This window comes from Mumia sp., assembly GCF_028803055.1.
Classification (GTDB): Bacteria; Actinomycetota; Actinomycetes; order Propionibacteriales; family Nocardioidaceae; genus Mumia.
The window spans coordinates 56156-74344 of record NZ_JARBCJ010000001.1; the positions used below are offsets into that span (position 1 = coordinate 56156).

Annotated in this window: 15 protein-coding genes; 5 read left to right on the forward strand and 10 right to left on the reverse strand. The window is 71.4% G+C overall.

The window, feature by feature from the left end; genetic code table 11:
• Window positions 1–164: 164 nt before the first annotated feature.
• A complete protein-coding gene (locus tag PV363_RS00275) occupies window positions 165–2894 on the forward strand; it encodes a LuxR family transcriptional regulator (protein ID WP_301021446.1) in 2730 nt (909 codons plus the stop codon).
• A 98-nt stretch (window positions 2895–2992) separates the two neighbouring features.
• Window positions 2993–4603, forward strand: a complete 1611-nt coding sequence (locus PV363_RS00280; RefSeq protein WP_301021437.1) for a multicopper oxidase domain-containing protein — start codon at window positions 2993–2995, stop codon at window positions 4601–4603.
• Between the two features lie 27 nt (window positions 4604–4630).
• On the opposite strand, the gene PV363_RS00285 is transcribed toward PV363_RS00280, so the two are convergent.
• From PV363_RS00285 to rimP, 9 genes are all read right to left on the reverse strand, one after another.
• Entirely contained in the window at window positions 4631–5230 is a 600-nt protein-coding gene (locus PV363_RS00285) for a GNAT family N-acetyltransferase (protein ID WP_301021438.1), read from the reverse strand.
• Window positions 5231–5269: 39 nt separating this feature from the next.
• Window positions 5270–6226, reverse strand: coding sequence for a bifunctional riboflavin kinase/FAD synthetase (locus PV363_RS00290; RefSeq protein ID WP_366525433.1), 957 nt, complete (start codon window positions 6224–6226; stop codon window positions 5270–5272).
• An 86-nt stretch (window positions 6227–6312) separates the two neighbouring features.
• The gene (locus PV363_RS00295) at window positions 6313–7548 is read right to left on the reverse strand and encodes a phospholipase D-like domain-containing protein (RefSeq protein WP_301021439.1); all 1236 of its coding nucleotides are present in this window, start codon (window positions 7546–7548) and stop codon (window positions 6313–6315) included.
• Window positions 7549–7598: 50 nt separating this feature from the next.
• Window positions 7599–8489 carry a tRNA pseudouridine(55) synthase TruB gene (truB, locus tag PV363_RS00300; protein ID WP_301021440.1) on the reverse strand — a complete coding sequence of 297 codons (891 nt, stop codon included), beginning with the start codon at window positions 8487–8489 and terminating at the stop codon, window positions 7599–7601.
• Entirely contained in the window at window positions 8486–8968 is a 483-nt protein-coding gene (gene rbfA, locus PV363_RS00305) for a 30S ribosome-binding factor RbfA (RefSeq protein ID WP_220341330.1), read from the reverse strand. Before rbfA ends, truB begins: the two co-directional genes overlap by 4 nt.
• 79 nt (window positions 8969–9047) lie before the next feature.
• Window positions 9048–12005, reverse strand: a complete 2958-nt coding sequence (gene infB / locus PV363_RS00310; protein ID WP_301021441.1) for a translation initiation factor IF-2 — start codon at window positions 12003–12005, stop codon at window positions 9048–9050.
• Window positions 12006–12117: 112 nt separating this feature from the next.
• Window positions 12118–12480, reverse strand: a complete 363-nt coding sequence (locus tag PV363_RS00315) for a YlxR family protein (protein ID WP_308289356.1) — start codon at window positions 12478–12480, stop codon at window positions 12118–12120.
• Window positions 12481–12546: 66 nt separating this feature from the next.
• Window positions 12547–13545 carry a transcription termination factor NusA gene (nusA, locus tag PV363_RS00320; RefSeq protein ID WP_220341328.1) on the reverse strand — a complete coding sequence of 333 codons (999 nt, stop codon included), beginning with the start codon at window positions 13543–13545 and terminating at the stop codon, window positions 12547–12549.
• Window positions 13545–14003 (reverse strand): ribosome maturation factor RimP, encoded by a 459-nt coding sequence (rimP, locus tag PV363_RS00325; protein WP_220341327.1) that lies wholly within the window; start codon window positions 14001–14003, stop codon window positions 13545–13547. Before rimP ends, nusA begins: the two co-directional genes overlap by 1 nt.
• Window positions 14004–14144: 141 nt before the next feature.
• On the opposite strand from rimP, the gene PV363_RS00330 reads away from it, so the two are divergent.
• From PV363_RS00330 to PV363_RS00340, 3 genes are read left to right on the forward strand one after another with little or no spacing between them, the layout of a single operon-like run.
• A complete protein-coding gene (locus PV363_RS00330; RefSeq protein WP_301021442.1) occupies window positions 14145–14687 on the forward strand; it encodes a hypothetical protein in 543 nt (180 codons plus the stop codon).
• Window positions 14684–15130 (forward strand): ferritin-like domain-containing protein, encoded by a 447-nt coding sequence (locus PV363_RS00335; RefSeq protein WP_220341325.1) that lies wholly within the window; start codon window positions 14684–14686, stop codon window positions 15128–15130. The genes PV363_RS00330 and PV363_RS00335 overlap by 4 nt, the downstream gene beginning before the upstream one ends.
• A gap of 31 nt (window positions 15131–15161) precedes the next feature.
• Entirely contained in the window at window positions 15162–16307 is a 1146-nt protein-coding gene (locus PV363_RS00340) for a GNAT family N-acetyltransferase (RefSeq protein WP_301021443.1), read from the forward strand.
• A 7-nt stretch (window positions 16308–16314) separates the two neighbouring features.
• On the opposite strand, the gene PV363_RS00345 is transcribed toward PV363_RS00340, so the two are convergent.
• Window positions 16315–18084 (reverse strand): proline--tRNA ligase, encoded by a 1770-nt coding sequence (locus tag PV363_RS00345; protein ID WP_301021444.1) that lies wholly within the window; start codon window positions 18082–18084, stop codon window positions 16315–16317.
• Between the last annotated feature and the right edge of the window lie 105 nt (window positions 18085–18189).

Genomic DNA, 18189 nt, shown 5'->3' on the forward strand with positions numbered 1-18189 from the left:
TCGCGTCAGTGAAAGCCCCTGATGTCCTCGCGCGTGCGGCGACCCGATCGCCCTTTCCGCGTCCACGGAGGACGACCCGGTCTGGTGCGCCCCGTTCGCATCGGTAAGGATTACCTAGACCTCCACCTAGGTGACGACGCTGGGAGTGCACACTGACGACGCTTCTGGGCCGGCGCGAGGAGTGCGAAACGGTCACACAGCTGCTCGACCAAGCCCTGTCCGGTCGCAGCGGCGTACTCGTACTGCGTGGCGAAGCAGGCATCGGCAAGACGGCGCTCGTCCAGCATGCCCGCGACCGCGCGGTCCCCTCGGGGTTCCGCGTGGAGTGCTGTGTGGGGGCGGAGTCCGAGACCCAGTTCGCCTTCGCTGGTCTGCACCAGCTGTGCGGGCCGCTGCTGGACGGCGTGGATGCGCTGCCCGAGCCGCAGCAGACGGCACTCTGCGTGGCGTTCGGACAGCAGGCCGGTGCCGCACCGGACCTGTTCTTGGTCGGGCTCGCCGTCCTCAACCTTCTGGCCGAAGCCGCCGAGAAGGCGCCGCTGCTGTGCCTGATCGACGATGCACAGTGGCTCGACCAGGCATCCGCGCAGGTCCTGGCCTTCGCTGCGCGCCGGGTCGACGCTGACAGGGTGGCGCTGCTCTTCGCGGTGCGCGACACCGACGTGGACAGCGATCATCGGTTCGCCGGACTGCCCGAGCTGCGCCTGGCAGGGCTGTCCGAGATGGAAGCCCGATCGTTGTTGGCCACCGCGGTCCACACGCCGCTGGACGATGCGGTGTCCGAGCGGATCTTCGCGGAGGCGCGCGGCAACCCGCTCGCCCTGCTGGAGCTCCCCCACGGCATCCACGCCGCGCATCTGGCCGGCGGGTTCGCGGTGCCCGATGCGCGGGGCGTTCCACGCCGTGTCGAAGACAGCTTCCAGCGGCGCTCCGCAGGGTTGCCGGTCGCCACCCAGCGGTTGCTGTTGGTCGCATCGGCCGATCCGACCGGTGACGTCGAGCTCCTCTGGCGCGCCGCGGCGCGGCTCGGGCTCGATCGCGAGGCGGCCGCACCGGCCGAGACCGCCGGTTTGCTGGAGATCGACGGTCAGGTGCGCTTTCGTCATCCCCTGGTGCGATCAGCGGTCTACCGGTCCGCCACTCCGCCTGACCACCGCCGCGTCCACGGAGCGTTGGCGGCCGCCACCGACCCGTTGTCCGACCCCGACCGGCGCGCCTGGCACCAGGCTCAGGCGGTCCTGGGCACCGACGAGCAGGCGGCTGCGGAGCTGGAGCGCTCGGCCGACCGAGCACGCGACCGCGGAGGCGTGGCTGCTGCCGCCGCCTTCTTTCAGCGCGCAGCCGAGCTGACGCCGGAGCCTGCCGCTCGCGCGCGGCGGGCGCTGGAGGGCGCCCACGCGCAGCACGAGGCTGGTGCGACCGAAGCTGCTCTGGCACTGCTGGCGGTCGCGGCGGCGGGGCCGCTGGGCGACCTGTCCCGCGCCCGCCTCGACCTGCTGCGTGCTCAGATCGCGTTCCACCTGACGCGAGACCACGGCGTGCCGGGGATGCTGCTGAACGCGGCTGAGATGCTCGCCCCGCTCGACCCCGCGCTCTCTCGCGAGACCTACCTGCACGCGCTCGATGCGGCGGTCCTCACAGGGAGCGGCGACGCCGTGCAGATCGCTGCAGCGGCTTCGGCCGCTCCCCGCTCCGAGGTACCGCCGCGACCGGTGGATCTGCTTCTCGACAGCCTCGCGACGACGTTGACGAAGGGGTACGCAGAAGGGGCGCCCCTGCTGCGGGGCGCCCTCGAGTCGTTTCGCGACAGCCCGCACCCCGATCCTGATCAGAACCGTCCGAACGCCGGCGGGTTGTGGCTGGCCGGCCGCAACGCGGTGGCCATCCTCGACGACGAGCTGCTTCACGCACTGGCCAGCCGCAACGTCGCACTGGCGCGAGAAGCCGGTGCGTTGGCAGCGCTGCCCGCCGCGCTGAATCTCATGTCCATCGCCTCCGTCCTGATGGGCGAGCTCACCCGAGCGGGCGAGCTCGCCGCCGAGGCGACGGCCATCACTCAGGCCACCGGCGGCCTCCAGCTCCGGCACGCCCCGGTCATTCTGGGTGGTTGGCGAGGCGACGAGGCCGAGACCATCGCGCTCAGTGCCGTCACCGCCGAGGACGCCGCCTACCCCGAAGGAAGTACGGACGCCTCCCAGGCGCAGTACGCGCTGGCAGTACTTCACAACGGTCTCGGCAACTACTCGGCTGCGCGGGAGGCTGCGTCACGGGCGTGCGAGTCACCTGAGCTCGCACTCAGCAGCGCCAGTCTCCCTGAGCTCATCGAAGCATCCGTCCGTGCCGGTCATCCCGAGCACGCCGCCTCTGCGCTGGAGCAGCTTCAGTGCCGGGCGCGTGCCAGCGGCACGAGCTGGGCGCTCGGGATGGCAGCGCGCTCCCAGGCCCTCACGAGCACCGGATCGACCGCCGAGGACGAGTACCGCGAGGCGATCGAACAGCTCCGGCGCAGCCGCATGGGCGGCTACCTCGCTCGTACCCATCTCGTCTACGGCGAGTGGTTGCGGCGGGAGGGCCGCCGCCAGGAGGCGCGGGAGCAGCTACGGATCGCCCATCAGCAGCTCACGGACATGGGGATCGAGGCGTTCGCGGAGCGTGCCGCCCGCGAGCTGCGTGCCACCGGTGAGCATCCGCGCAAGCGCACCGTCCAGACGGCCGACTCCCTCACCGACCAGGAGCTGCACATCGCGCGCCTCGTAGCCACGGGGGCGACCTCCCGCGAAGTCGCCGTGCAGCTCTTCCTGAGCCCGCGCACGATCGAAGCCCACCTGCGCAGCATCTTCCGCAAGCTGGACATCACCTCGCGCCGGCAGCTCAGAGAGTTCCCGCTGCCCTGAGCTGGGCGTCGCGGACGGCGTCAGGGACCACCCGGAGCGGCCCCTGACATTCGCCAAAAGGCTTGGGACCGGGGCGCGGGAGGGCCGAACCTGTCGGTATGGACGCAACGCAGGACTCGCTCTCGAGCACCACGCCGCGCCGGCGCCGTCCGGTGCGCCGGACGTTGCTGCTCGTCGTCGGCTCCCTCCTGCTGCTCGTGGTGCTCGCCGTCGGTGGCCTCGGCACGTGGATCGCCGTGAGCTTCGCGAACGCCCGCGTCGACACGGTGGGCGAGGTCGACTTCGACCGTGTCCTCGCGGTCCCCCGGTTGGCCGAGTCGCGGGTCGAGCCGGACGGCACGCGCGTGTTCAGCCTGCGGATGCAGGAGGGCGAGTCCGACCTCGGTGGAGAGCGCCCGACACCGACCTGGGGCTTCGCCGGCGCCTACCTCGGCCCGACGCTGCGCGCGACGCGGGGCGAGAAGGTGCGCGTGGAGGTCACGAACGGCCTCAGCGAGCCGAGCACCGTCCACTGGCACGGGATGCACCTTCCCCCGGAGATGGACGGCGGCCCGCACCAGATGATCAAGCCCGGCACGACCTGGTCACCGCACTGGGTGGTCGACCAGCCGGCGACGACGCTGTGGTACCACCCCCACCCCCACGGGGCGACGGCGTCGCACGTACGACGCGGGCTCGCGGGGATGTTCCTCCTGGACGACCCGGCCGACAGCGCGGGCGGGCGTGTCGGCGCGGCCCTTCCCCACCGCTACGGGGTCGACGACGTCCCGCTCGTCGTGCAGGACGTGCGCCTCGACGACGACGGCCGCATCGACGACCAGGGATCGCTGTTCAGCTCGGTGGGAGCGTTGGGTGACCGGGTCCTCGTCAACGGGACGCCAGGGCCGTACGACGAGGTGACAGCGCAGCGGACCCGCTACCGCCTGCTCAACGCGTCGACCGCGAGGACCTACACCTTCGCGTTCTCCGACCGCCGTGAGTTCGCGCTCGTCGGCACCGACGGCGGTCTCGTCGAGAGGCCCGTCTCCCTCGACCAGATCGTCCTGACGCCGGGTGAGCGCGCCGAGATCGTCGTCACGATGGAGCCGGGCGACCGAACCGTGCTGCGCAGCGAGCCCCTCCCCGACCGGTTCGGCGGCGGGAGCCGCTTCACCGGCGACGACGACCGCCTCGACGTCCTCGAGCTCCGCGCGGCGGACCGGCTCGACCCGTCGCCCCCGCTCCCCCGCCGGCTGGCGCCACCTCCCGACGTCGATCCCTCGGACGCCGTACGCACGCGGACGTTCCAGGTGAGCAGCAACGCCATCAACGGTCGACGCATGGACATGGGCCGGATCGACGCGCAGGTCGAGGACGGGAGCACCGAGATCTGGGACGTCTCGTCCGGCGACGGCGGGCTCCACAACTTCCACGTCCACGACGTGCAGTTCCGCGTGGTCAGCGTGGGTGGGAGGACGCCCCCCGTCGACGAGCGTGGGTGGAAGGACACCGTCCCGGTGCGACCCGGGGATCCCGTCCGTCTCGCGGTCCGGTTCGACCTGCCGCCCGGCGCGAGCGGCGCGCCCGGAGGCGCCCCCTACATGTTCCACTGCCACCTCCTCCGCCACGAGGACTCCGGAGCGATGGGGCAGTTCGTCGTGGTCCCGCCCGGTCAGGGGTCGGACACGGCGACGGCGCCTCCGACGCCGACCACCACACACGCGCACTGAGGTCCACTGCCAGTCACAACCTACGGATCAACGCGGCGAGTCATGGGCCGGGCCAGGCCCGAGAGCGGCGAAGCGGGTGTGCACGTGCATGTCGTGCCACCCGTCCGCGTGCAGGGCTGCCGAGCGCCTCGTTCCTTCCAGACTGAACCGCGCTCTGTGCGCGACCCGGCAGGACGAGACGTTGCTGACCGCGTGCTCGATCTCCAGGCGGTGGAACCCGAGGTCGAGGAGCCACGCCGCGACGCGGTCGACCGCCAGGGTGGCCACCCCTCGGCCCCGGGCAGCGGCGACGGTCCAGTAGCCCAGCTCGGCGCACCCGTCGCTCAGATCAACGCCCCTGATGCCGACCCGCCCGAGGAGAGTGTCGGCGGTGTCGACGACCGCCCACTGCCCACCGACGTCGGTGGCCCAGTGGCGTGCCGCTGCACCGATCCACCTCGTCGCCTCCGTCGTGCTCAGGGAGCGCACGTGCCAGCGCTGGATCTCCGCGTCCTCGTACGCGGCGGCCAACGCGTCTGCATCGGTCGGGCGCCACGGCCGGATCGTGAGCTCCGTGAGCGTGAAGATCGGTTGTGGCCGGTCGCTCAGCGTCCCGCGGGGCAGCGACGGCTCGACGAGGTCGGGCACACGTTCAACCTACAGCCGGGTCTGGACCCGCGGGTCCGGTCAGTGGGGCTGCAGCGCGTCGCGGACCTCGGCGACGTCGCGGTGCATCCGCTGGACCAACGCGTCCATCCCGTCGAACCGCACCTGGCCGCGGATCCGAGCCACGAACGACACCTCGACCTCGACGCCGTACAGCTCCAGGTCGTCCCGGTCCAGGACGTAGGACTCGACGCGGCGCTGCACCCCGTCGAACGTGGGGTTGGAGCCCACGCTGATCGCGGCGGGCAGCGGCTCACCCTCGTCGTCGCAGCGGCGGAGCCACCCCGCGTAGACGCCGTCGGCGGGCACCGCGTAGCCGACCGGCGGGAGGACGTTCGCGGTCGGGAACCCCATCGCCCGGCCCCGCTTGTCGCCCTCGATGACCACGCCGCGGATGCTGTGCGGCCGCTCGAGGACGCGCGCGGCGTCGGAGACGTCCCCGTCCGCGATCAGCCCGCGCACGTAGGTGGAGGAGTAGACGATGTCACGAGCGCCGTCGAGGTCGACACCCTCGGCGACGAAACCGTGCTCGTGGCCGCTGGCGACGAGCGTGGAGACGTCACCCGCGGCCTTGGTGCCGTACGTGAAGTTGTCGCCCACGACGACGCCCTCGGCCCGGAGCTCGGACACCAGGATGCGCTCGACGAACTCCTCGGGACTCCACGCCGCCATCTCGGGCCCGAAGGCCAGCACCCGCACCTCGTCCGCTCCCGCAGCGCGCAGCAGCTCGAGCCGCTGCGGCACGGTGGTGAGCATCCGGGGCGCTCGATCCGGGGCGAAGACGGCGGTGGGGTGAGGATCGAAGGTCACGGCCACGACCGGGGCCCGCGACGACCCGATCTCCGCCGCCAGGGTGCGGGCTCGCGCCAGCACACGCCGGTGACCCGCGTGGACGCCGTCGAACACGCCGATGGTGGCCACACTGGGTGTGCTGCGGGACTCCGTCGCCGCACCGTCGATCGCTCGCCACACGTTCACAGGGCAACTGTGCCACGGACCACGGTCGAGGCTCCCGCCTGTCCCCCCGGCCGAGCCGCCTTCCGTCCGGATTCGGGGTGAGACGGCTAGAGCAGCGGGCGGAGCGGCACGAGGACGGCTTCGCTGAAGCGCGCCATCGCGCGCCGGCGAGACCACTCGTCGACCGTGAGCTCGCGCGTGGCGGAGGTGTCGTTCTCGAAGATGCGCTCCATCATCGCCGCGATCGCCTCGTCGATGATCTCCGCGTTGACCTCGTAGTTGCCGGTCAGGCTGAGCCGGTCGATGTTGGCGGTGCCGATCGTCGACCAGCGACCGTCCACGGTGGCGGTCTTGGCGTGCACCATCGCACCCTGGAACAGGAGGATCTTGACCCCACCACGCAGCAGCTGGGAGTAGAACCCGCGCGACAGCCAGTCGCACAGCACGTGGTTGGAGATCTCCGGCACGATCACGCGGACGTCGACGCCGCGTGCGGCTGCTCGCAGCAGCGCGGCGAGGACGTCGCGGTCGGGGATGAAGTAGGCCTGGGTGATCCAGACCCGGACGCTCGAACGGTCGATGGCGTCGAGGTACATGTTGCGGATCGGGAACGACAGGTGGAGCGGGGCGTTGCGGTGCGCGCGGAACCGCGGCTCCCAGTCGATGTCACCGGTGTCCAACAGCTCTGGCTGCTCCGTCCTGCGGTGGGCGTTCCAGAAGTCGACGAACGCGTTGTTGAGCTCCCAGGTGTGAGGACCCTCGACCCGCAGGTGGGTGTCGCGCCACTTGCTCGCATAGTCGGCGCCGATGTTGTAGCCCCCGACGAACCCGACCTTGCGGTCCACGACCAGGATCTTGCGGTGGTCACGCCCGGTCTTGCGGATCCGCAGCAGGAAGATCCACGGGCTGAACCACGGGTGCCGCATCACCTGCACCGACGGTGGGAACTTCTTGAACGACCGCTTGACCACCAGGTTCGCGAAGACGTCGTAGATGACATGGACCTTGACGCCGCGCTCCGCGGCGGCGACCAGCTCGCGCTTGAACTCCTCGCCGAGGGAGTCGCCCTTCCAGATGTAGGACTCGAGGTGGATCTCGTGCTGCGCGCCCCTGATCTCCGCAAGCATCGCGTCGAAGAGGTCGTGGCCGTAGGTGTAGACGGTGACGGTGGAGTCGCCGAGCTTCTCCGAGATCGGAGGAAGGCGCGGGAACGTCACCTCCGCGGTGTCGTCGACCCGGCGCTTGCGGTGGGTGTCGATCGCCGTCAGGACGGCTGCCACCACGACGATCAGGACGAACCAGATCGCCACCACCCAGAGTGCGACCCGCAGGACCGTCACCATGCACCACAGACTAGGGGCTCACCGCCGTGCACGACGTCTCACTGCTCGTATCAGCCCACGAACACCGCGACCGAACGAGCGTCGGCCCCCCGCTGCTCGTACAACGCCAGGAAAGCACCACCAGGGTCGAACACCGCGACGGGCCCCCGCGCGCCGAGATCGTACGACGTCAGAGCCCGGCCGTGCCGGACGATCCGTGCCTGCTCGGCGTCGAGGTCGACCGACGGGAACGCCAACCGGGCGGCGTCCTCGAGCGAGACCACCACGAGCTCCTCCGCGAGCTGGTCGAGCGTGCGCGCGACGTCGATGCCGAAGCCGCCGACGCGGGTACGGCGCAGCGCCGTGAGATGTCCGCCGACACCGAGCGACGCCCCCAGGTCGCGAGCAAGCGCTCGGACATAGGTGCCGCTCGAGCACGTGACGCGGGCATCGACGTCGACCGTGCTCCCCTCCCCCGGGCGCAGGTCGAGCAGGTCGAACCGCTCGACGGTCACCCGGCGGGCCGGCAGGTCCACCTCCTCACCGGCGCGGACCCTCGCGTAGGCCCGGCGGCCGTCGACCTTGATCGCCGACACAGCCGACGGGACCTGGTCGATCTCCCCGACCAGCGGGAGTGCGGCCGTACGGACCGCCTCGAGGTCGAGCCCCGAGGCGTCGGCCGGCGCGACGACCACACCCACGGCGGCGTCGGTCACCGTCGTCGCGCCGAGCCGAACGGTCGCCTCGTACTCCTTGTCGTGGCCCGAGACGTGCCCGAGCAGACGCGTGGCCCGACCGACCCCGAGGACCAGCACGCCGGTCGCCATCGGGTCGAGCGTGCCGGCGTGGCCGACCTTGCGCGTCCCCGCCAGCCGCCGGACCCGTGCCACCACGTCGTGCGACGTCAGGCCCGCGGGCTTGTCGACGACCACCAGGCCGGTCGGCGGCTCGGCGGGGCTCACGCCTCGGGGTCGCGGTCGATCCGGGGAGCCTGATCCTCGAGGGCGACCTGCTCCTCGAGCTCCTCGGCCTTCGCCTTGTACGGGTCGGCGTCACCGGCGTACTCCGCGCGAGCAGCCTTCTCGGCGACCCTGGCGTCGCGCTCGCGGGCCCGGGTCAGCAGGTCCTCGATCTGACGTGCGTTCTCCGGGACGGCGTCGCGCACGAACTCCAGCGACGGCGTGTGCCGCATGCCGAGCTGCTTGCCCACCTCGGACCGGATGAGGCCCTTGGCACTCTCCAGAGCGGCGGCCGTGCCCTCCAGCTCATCGGCGTCACCCATCACCGTGTAGAACACGGTCGCATGCTGGGTGTCGCCGGTGACGCGGACGTCGGTGACCGTCACGAAGCCGATCCGCGGATCCTTGACCCGGCGCTCCAGCATCTCCGCCACGATGACCTTCACCCGGTCGGCGACCTTGTTGACGCGCATGCTTCCCATCACGAACTCCTTTTCGAAACGAGAGGCGGGGCGCCGCTGTCCGCAGCACCCCGCCTCGTTCAGTCATGACCGTCAGGCGTCAGGCCCGAGGGATCTCCCGCATCTCGAACGTCTCGACGATGTCGCCGATCTTGATGTCGTTGAATCCCTTGAGCGTCAGACCACACTCGAAGCCCTCACGGACCTCGGTGACGTCGTCGCGCTCACGCCGCAGGCTGGAGAGGTCCAGGTTGTCCGCGACCACGGCGCCGTCACGCAGCAGCCGGGCCTTGGAGTTCCTGCGGATCGAGCCGGAGGTGACCATGCAGCCCGCGATGTTGCCGATCTTGGACGAGCGGAAGATCTGGCGGATCTCCGCACGGCCGAGCTGGGCCTCCTCGAACTCGGGCTTGAGCATGCCCTTGAGCGCCGCCTCGATCTCGTCGATCGCCTGGTAGATGACCGAGTAGTAGCGGATGTCGACACCCTCGCGGTCGGCGACCTCGGTCGCCTTGCCCTGCGGACGCACGTTGAAGCCGATGATCACGGCGTTGGACGCGGCCGCCAGCATCACGTTGGTCTCGGTGATCGCACCGACACCACGGTCGATGACCCGCAGCGCCACGTCGTCACCGACGTCGATCTTGCTCAGGGCATCCTCGAGCGCCTCCACCGAGCCGGAACCATCACCCTTGAGGATGAGGAGCAGCTCGTCGGTCTCGCCCTTCTCCATGTGCTGCATGAAGTCCTCGAGCGTCCGGCGGCCGGCACGCTGCGCGAGAGCGGCGTTGCGCTCACGCGCCTCACGCTTCTCGGCGATCTGCCGGGCCATCCGGTCGTCGGAGACGACCATGAAGTTGTCACCGGCACCCGGCACGGCCGTCAGGCCGAGCACGAGGACCGGACGAGACGGGTCCGCCTGGCTGACCGGGTCGCCGTGCTCGTCGAGCATGGCGCGGACGCGGCCGTAGGCGGGGCCGGCGACCATCGAGTCGCCCACCTTGAGCGTGCCGCGCTGGACCAGGACGGTGGCCACCGGGCCACGACCACGGTCGAGGTGTGCCTCGATCGCGATGCCCTCTGCTGCCTGGTGCGGGTTGGCACGCAGGTCGAGCGACGCGTCAGCGGTCAGCACGATGGACTCGAGCAGACCCTCGATGTTGAGCTGCGACTTCGCGGAGACGTCGACGAACATCGTGTCGCCGCCGTACTCCTCGGGCACCAGGCCGTACTCGGTGAGCTGGCCGCGCACCTTGGTCGGGTCGGAGTCGGGCTTGTCGATCTTGTTGACCGCGACCACGATCGGCACGCCGGCCGCCTTCGCGTGGTTGAGGGCCTCGACCGTCTGCGGCATGACGCCGTCGTCGGCCGCGACCACCAGCACCGCGATGTCGGTCGCCTGCGCACCACGGGCACGCATGGCGGTGAACGCCTCGTGGCCCGGTGTGTCGATGAAGGTGATGCGGCGCTCTGTGCCGTCCACCTCGGTCGCCACCTGGTAGGCGCCGATGTGCTGCGTGATGCCGCCGGCCTCCTTGTCGACCACGTTGGCCGAGCGGATGGCGTCGAGCAGCTTGGTCTTGCCGTGGTCGACGTGACCCATGACAGTAACCACCGGCGGACGCGCGGTGAGGTCGGTCTCGTCACCCTCGTCGTTGCCGAACTCGATCTGGAACGACTCGAGCAGCTCGCGGTCCTCGTCCTCGGGGGAGACGACCTGAACGTCGTAGTTCAGCTCATCGCCGAGGATCTGCAGGATCTCGTCGTTGACCGACTGCGTCGCGGTGACCATCTCGCCGAGCGCGAACAGCACCTGGACGAGCGACGCCGCGTCAGCGCCGATCTTCTCGGCGAAGTCGGTCAGCGACGCGCCACGGGACAGACGGATGGTCTGCCCGTCACCCTTGCGGACGCGGACACCCCCGACCGACGGCGCCTGCATCTGGTCGAATTCCTGACGCTTCGCGCGCTTGCTCTTGCGTCCACGACGAACGGGTCCACCCGCGCGACCGAACGCACCCTGAGTGCCACCGCGACCAGCGCGACCGGGGCCCGGACGTCCGCCGCCACCGGCGAAGCCGCCGGGACGAGGGCCGCCGCCGCCGCCTGCGCCGCCACCGGGTCCACCGGGACGACCGCCGCCGCCACCGGGGCGACCGGCACCCGCCGGAGCACCACGGCCACGACCGCCCGCACCACCACCACGTGCGGGACCGCCGACCGAGCTCTGCTTGGGCATCATCGCCGGGTTGGGGCGCGGCATGCCCGGACGCGGCGCGGGAGCACCGTCGCGCGAGGCCGGCGGACGGGGGGGCATGCCAGGACGCGGGGCGCCTTCACGCTGGCCCTCGCGCGGCGCACCCTCGCGGGTGCCACCAGTGGCACCGCCGCCGCCACCCTCGCCACGACCCGGGCGCTGCATGCCCTGGGTCGACGAGAACGGGTTGTTGCCCGGACGCGGGCCACCACCGGGTCGACCGGCGCCACCGGCGTTGCCGCCAGGACGCGGACCGGGACGACCGCCGCCACCCGGGCGCGGGGCCGGAGCGCCACCGGGGCGCGGGGCCTCGGAACGCGCGGCCGGAGCCTCGGCGCGGGGTGCGGGACGCGGGGCAGGGCGCGGACCACCGGGCTTGGGACCGGCGGGAGCCGCAGGTGCCTGCGGCGCGGCGGGGGCCGCCGGCGCCTCGGGTCCGGGAGCGGCCGGCGCAGCTGCGGCGGGCGTCTCCACCACGGGAGCCTCGGCTGCGGGAGCCTCGGGCTTCCTGCGCGGACCTGGCATGGGTGCACCGGGCGTTGCTGCCCGTCGCGGGGCAGGGGTGGCCGCGGGAGCGGCCGAGCCGGCGTCGGCCGTCGGCGCGGCCTTCTTGGAAGTCTTCTTCGCACCCTGGGTGCGGAACTGGTCGCCGTACTTCTCGGTGAGGCGACGGATGACCGGTGCCTCGACGGTCGACGAGGCTGAACGGACGTACTCGCCCATGTCGTTCAGTGCCGACAGGACGTCCTTGCTGGTGACTCCGAGCTCTTTAGCGAGCTCATGGACTCGGACCTTTGCCACTTCTCTCCTTCAAGGGCGATCCGAGCCCGGTGGGGCACAGACCGCTTAGTTGATGTGCATGCTCATCGAACGGAACTCATCGAGGGCTCATGAGCGTGTGCTCCACTTCTGTCTATGCACCGCCGGTGAGCGGTGCGGGCTGTGTCGGTCTGGTCGTTCCTCGGACGTAGGCCTCCAGCGGACCGGTGTCGATCGGCCCCTCCACCCGGAGGGCCCGCGCGAACGCCTTGCGCTGGGTTGCTCGTTCGAGGCACGTGACATCGGGGTGCAGGTGCGCCCCACGTCCCGGTGCTGAACCGCGGAGGTCAGGCGTGACGCTGATGCTCGTCTCACCGTGAACAGCCACGACCCGAACCAGATCGGTCTTGTCGACTCGAGCTCGGCACCCGATGCAAGTACGGACAGGCCGCACGCGTACCGGGGTGCCCGACGCTGCATCTTGCGACACACCGCCGGACGGAGTCGAGTGATTCACCGCCGCCAGTCTAGCGGGTCCGCCCCGGGAGTGTCGCGCACCCCGTCCCGGCAGGCCCTGGCCGCGTCAGGACGCCGTGCCGCCTTCCGGAACCTCGGTGTCCGGACGGATGTCGATGCGCCAGCCGGTCAGCCGCGCGGCAAGCCGGGCGTTCTGGCCCTCCTTGCCGATCGCCAGCGACAGCTGGAAGTCGGGAACGACGACCCGCGCCGCCTTGGCGTCGGCGTCGACGACCGTGACCGATGTCACCTGGGCGGGCGACAGCGCGTGGGCGATGTAGTCGGTGGGAGTCTCGGAGAAGTCGACGATGTCGATCTTCTCGCCGTGCAGCTCCGACATCACGTTGCGGACGCGCTGGCCCATCGGGCCGATGGAGGCGCCCTTGGCGTTGACGCCGGGCATCGTGGAGCGGACGGCGATCTTGGTCCGGTGGCCGGCCTCGCGGGCGATCCCGGCGATCTCGACGGTGCCGTCGGCGATCTCGGGCACCTCGAGGGCGAAGAGCTTCTTGACAAGGGTCGGGTGCGTGCGCGAAACCTGCACCTGCGGGCCGCGAGGCCCTCGCCGAACGCTCGTCACCAGCGCCTTGATGCGGTCGCCGTGCTCGTAGGACTCCCCCGGCACCCGCTCGGCGACCGGGAGCAGCGCCTCGACGCGTCCGAGGTCGACGAGCACGTCGCCGGGCTCGCGCCCCTGCTGGACCACGCCCGAGACGATGTCGCCCTCGCGCGCGGCGAACTCGCCGAACCGCTGCTCGTCCTCGGCATCGCGCAGCCGCTGCAGGATGATCTGCTTGGCCGTCGTGGCCGCGATCCGGCCGAAGTCGCTCGGGGTGTCCTCGAACTCCTCGGTGAACGTGCTGCCCTCGTCGCCCTCGACGCGGTCGCGAGCCCAGACCACGACGTGGCCCGACTTGCGGTCGAGCTCCACGCGGGCGTTGCTGCGGGCACCGGGCGTCCGGTGGTACGCGACCAGGAGCGCCTGCTCGATGGCCGTCACCACGACGTCCAGCGGCAGGTCCTTCTCGTGCTCCAGGGTGCGCAGCACCGCCATGTCGATGTCCATCAGACGTCCTTCCGATTGAGCTCGGGCTCGATCTTGGCCTTCTTCACGTCCGAGTACGCAACGTCCCGGCTTCCAGTCTCGGTGCGGACGACTGCTCCCGCATCGTCGGAGGACAGGAGGCGACCGACGAACGTGGGGCCTTCGAGGGGGGTGATCTTCACGAGCCGGCCGACGTTGCGCGACCAGTGCCGCGGAAGCGTCAGCGGCCGGCTCGTCCCACGGGAGCCGACCTCGAGCGTGTAGGGGTCGTCTCCGAGGGGGTCGGCTGCGTCCAGGGCGCTGGAGACCGCTCGCGTGACCTCGGCGATGTCGTCGAGAGTGAGTCCGCCCTCGGCGTCGAGCACCACGCGCAGTATGCGCCCGTTGGTCAGCTCGACGGCGTCGAGATCCATCCCGTGGGAGGTGACGATCTGCTCCAGCAGCTCCTGGAGGCTGTCGGGGACCGGTGTCGTAGCCATGGCACGCCTCCGTCTTCTGTTGTGCCGCGAGGGTGGTGTCGCGGGTGCCGCTGTGACGATCGCTTCCAAGTCTAGGCGGTCGCCCCGGTGGCGCGGCGGCGGGCGACCCCGGCACACCTCTACTCCGATAGGTTCACCGGTGTGAGTCTCGGATCGCCACCGCCACGTCCTGGGGTCGGACGGCGTCGACTGCTGCTCGGGGGGACCGGGCTGGTCGCGCTGACGGCCGTGCCCGGCTGCTCGTGGCTGGACCGCGAGCCCGAGACGCCCTCGCCGCAGGAGCATCCGGACCACGATCTGCTCTCCGGCGCGTACGCCCGCGAGTCCGCCGTCGTCGCTGCCGTCCAGGCGACGGCACAGAGGCACGCCGGCCTGGCGCCCTCGCTGTCGCCGGTCGCGGCGCGCGCCCAGGAGCGCGTCACCGCTCTGGAGGAGGCCCTCGGGACCGGCGGCGCCCCCTCCCCCGCCCCTGAGGCGTCACCACCGACGGCGACTGCAGCGGTCCCGGCGCGCCCGGCGCCTGCCCTCCGTGCTCTGGTGACGGTGAGCCAGACCGCCCAGCGGGACCATGCGGCCGACTGCGTGCGCGCGAGCGACCCGGGCGTCGCACGGCTGCTCGCGTCGGTCGCGGCCGGGGACGGCCAGGACGCGGTCATCCTGCGGACCACCAGGAGCGCGACATGAGGGCGACCGACGAGGATCCCGCGGGGTTCGAGACCGATCCCACCGACGCCCTGCAGAACGCGCTCGCCGGCGAGCATGCGGCGGTCTACTCCTATGGCCTGGTCGCCGGTCGTCTGGAGGCACGGTCACCGGTCCAGCGCCAGGCAGCAGGCGCGTTCGCGCTCCACCGCAAGCGTCGCGACGACCTGCGGGCCTGGCTCGCACAGGACAAGCAGGCCCCGGTCGACCCCGAGCCCGCGTACGCCACCGGCCAGGTCGCCACGGCGTCCGACGCACGTCGGCTCGCGCAGCAGGTGGAGTCCGGACTCGTACGGAGCTGGCTGGCGGTCGTCGGTGTGACCGAGGGCGAGCGCCGCGCCTACGCCTGCGCTGCGGTCGACGAGTCGGCCACCGCGCTGCTCGCGTGGGGCGGGAAGCCCACCGCCCTGCCCGGGATCGACTGATCCGTCGCAGTCGCCATGCCAGACTTCAGGCATGCCGTTCGCTCCCCTCCGCTTCCCTGACGGCGTCCCGGTCCTCACCGACGGACGCGTCACGCTGCGCCCCCACCGGCTCGACGACGTCGCCGCCGTCGTCGAGCAGTGCCGCGACCCCGAGACGTTGCGGTGGACGACCATTCCTCTCGGCTACAACACCGCGATGGGCACCGGCTTCGTCACCGAGATGGTGCCCGAGGGGTGGGGCTCGGGCGCCGAGCACGCGTTCGCGGTCGAGGTCACGGACGCGCATGGCAGCCCGCGTTACGCCGGCACCGTCTCGCTCCGCGACGTCGGCGCCGGACGCGCGGACATCGGCTTCGTCGCCCATCCCGCCGTCCGCGGAGACGGGGTCACGACGTCCGCGCTGCAGCTGCTCCTGGGATACGGGTTCGAGACGCTCGGGCTGCACACCGTCATCTGGTGGGCCGACCAGGGCAACTGGGCGTCGCGCAAGGTGGTGTGGCGATGCGGCTTCACCTTCGGGGGCACCGTGCACCGATGGCTGCCCGAGCGCGGCGAGTACCGCGACGGTTGGGTCGCGACCCTCCACCGCGACGACGTGCGCGAGGCCTCGACCCTCTGGTGGGACCTGCCGACGCTGCGTGGCGACCGCATCTGTGCGCGCCCTTTCGAGCCCGCCGACGACGACCGGCTGGTCGAGGGCGGCAACGATGCCTCCGTCCAGCAGTGGATGCCGTCCTTCGCCTCGCCGTACGGTCTGCCCGACGCCGCGGCGTTCCGGGCGACGACCCTCGACGCGGCGGCCAACGGCGCCGCGTTCTCGTGGGCCCTCGTCGACTCCGTGACCGACGACCTGCTGGGCGCCGTCGGCGTCCCCCACCGCAGCGACACCGGTGCCGAGATCGGCTACTGGCTGCTCGCCGACGAGCGCGGCAAGGGCTATGCCCGCGAGGCCGTCGACCTGGTCGTCGACCACGCGTTCACGCCGCGCGACCGCGGCGGGCTCGGGGCGCTGCGAGCCTACGTGCGCATCGACGAGGGCAACCGCGACTCGCTCGACGTCGCACGGGCGTGCGGCTTCGAGATGGCCGGCGCCGAGCGGGCCGGCACCGTACGCCGCGACGGCACCATCGCCGACATGCTCGTCCTCGAGCGCGTCAACCCTCTCCTCGGGATCTAGCCGACGCTCACCGCGACGTGCGCTCGCGCAGGAACGCCGCCACGTCGTCGAGCGGGACGTTCTCACGCACGCCGGTCTTGCGGTCCTTCACCTCGACGACGCCCTCGGCGAGTCCCCGGCCGACGACGACGATGGTCGGGACACCGATCAGCTCGGCGTCCTTGAACTTCACGCCGGGCGACACCTTGGCACGGTCGTCGTAGAGGACCTCGACACCAGCGGCCTCCAGCTCGTCGGCCAGCGCTGCGGCCGCGTCGAAGACCGCCGCGTCCTTGCCCGTGGCGACCAGGTGGACGTCGTACGGCGACACCGCGGCGGGCCAGACGATGCCGGCCTCGTCGGGGCTGTTCTCGACGATGGCCGCGACGGCACGCGAGACGCCGATGCCGTACGACCCCATCGTCACCGTGACGAGCTTGCCGTTCTCGTCCAGGACCTTCAGGCCGAGCGCGTCGGCGTACTTGCGTCCGAGCTGGAAGATGTGACCCATCTCGATACCGCGCGCGAGCTCGAGCGGTCCTGACCCGTCGGGGGCGGGGTCACCGGGGCGCACCGCGGCGGCCTCGATGACGCCGTCCGGGGTGAAGTCGCGTCCGCAGACGAGGTCGAAGACGTGCTTGCCGGGCTGGTTGGCCCCGGTGAGCCAGGCCGACCCGCGCACGACACGGGGGTCGGTCAGGTAGCGGATGCCGGACTCCGACTCCTCCCCCAGCGCCTCGGGGCCGATGTAACCGCGCACGAGCGCGGGGTGCTTGGCGAAGTCGGCATCCTCGAACGGGTCGATCTCCCCCGGAGCGAGCTGCGCCTCGAGTCGCTTGACGTCGACGTCGCGGTCGCCGGGCACCCCGACGACCAGCACCTCGCGCGTCCCGTCGGGCTGGCGGACCCAGAGCACGACGTTCTTGAGGGTGTCGGCGGCCGTCCAGGGACGGTCCGCGCGGGGGAATCGCTCGTTGGCCACGTCGACGAGGGTCTCGATCGTCGGCGTGTCAGGGGTGTCCTCGACGTGGGCGGGAGGCAGGGCGGCGATCGCCTCGTCGTCCAGAGGCTCGGGAGCCACCGTCCTCACGGCCTCGACGTTGGCGGCGTAGCCGCCGGGCGAGCGGACGTAGGTGTCCTCGCCGTTGACGGCGGTGGCGAGGAACTCCTCGCTCGCGGATCCGCCCATGGCACCCGACATCGCCTGCACCACGACGTAGTCGAGGCCGAGCCGGTCGAAGATCCGGATGTAGGCCTCGCGGTGAGCCTCGTACGACCGGGCCAGGCCGTCGTCGTGGACGTCGAAGGAGTAGGAGTCCTTCATGATGAACTCGCGTCCGCGCAGCAGGCCGGCGCGCGGACGCGCCTCGTCGCGGTACTTCGTCTGGATCTGGTAGATCGAGAGCGGGAGGTCCTTGTAGGACGAGTAGAGGTCCTTGACGAGGAGGGTGAACATCTCCTCGTGGGTGGGACCGAGGAGCATGTCGACGTCACGGCGGTCCTTGAGCCGGAACAGGTTCTCGCCGTACTCCCCCCAGCGACCCGACGCCTCGTACGGCTCCTTGGGGAGCAGCGCGGGGAACGACACCTCCTGCGCACCCATGCGGTCCATCTCCTCGCGCACGATCCCCTCGATCTTGCGCAGGACCTTCAGGCCGAGAGGCAACCAGGAGTAGATGCCAGGGGCCGCGCGGCGGACGTAGCCGGCGCGGACCAGGAGCCGGTGCGACGGCACCTCCGCGTCCGCCGGGTCCTCGCGAAGCGTGCGGAGGAAGAGACGAGACATGCGGGTGACCACGGGCGTACTCCTGGTTTCGGGATGGCAGTCTCTGGTCGAGACGGTGCGGTGGCCCCCCCCAACCCCCGGGCCCCCCCCCGCCCGCCCGGACCCCCCCCCCCCCCG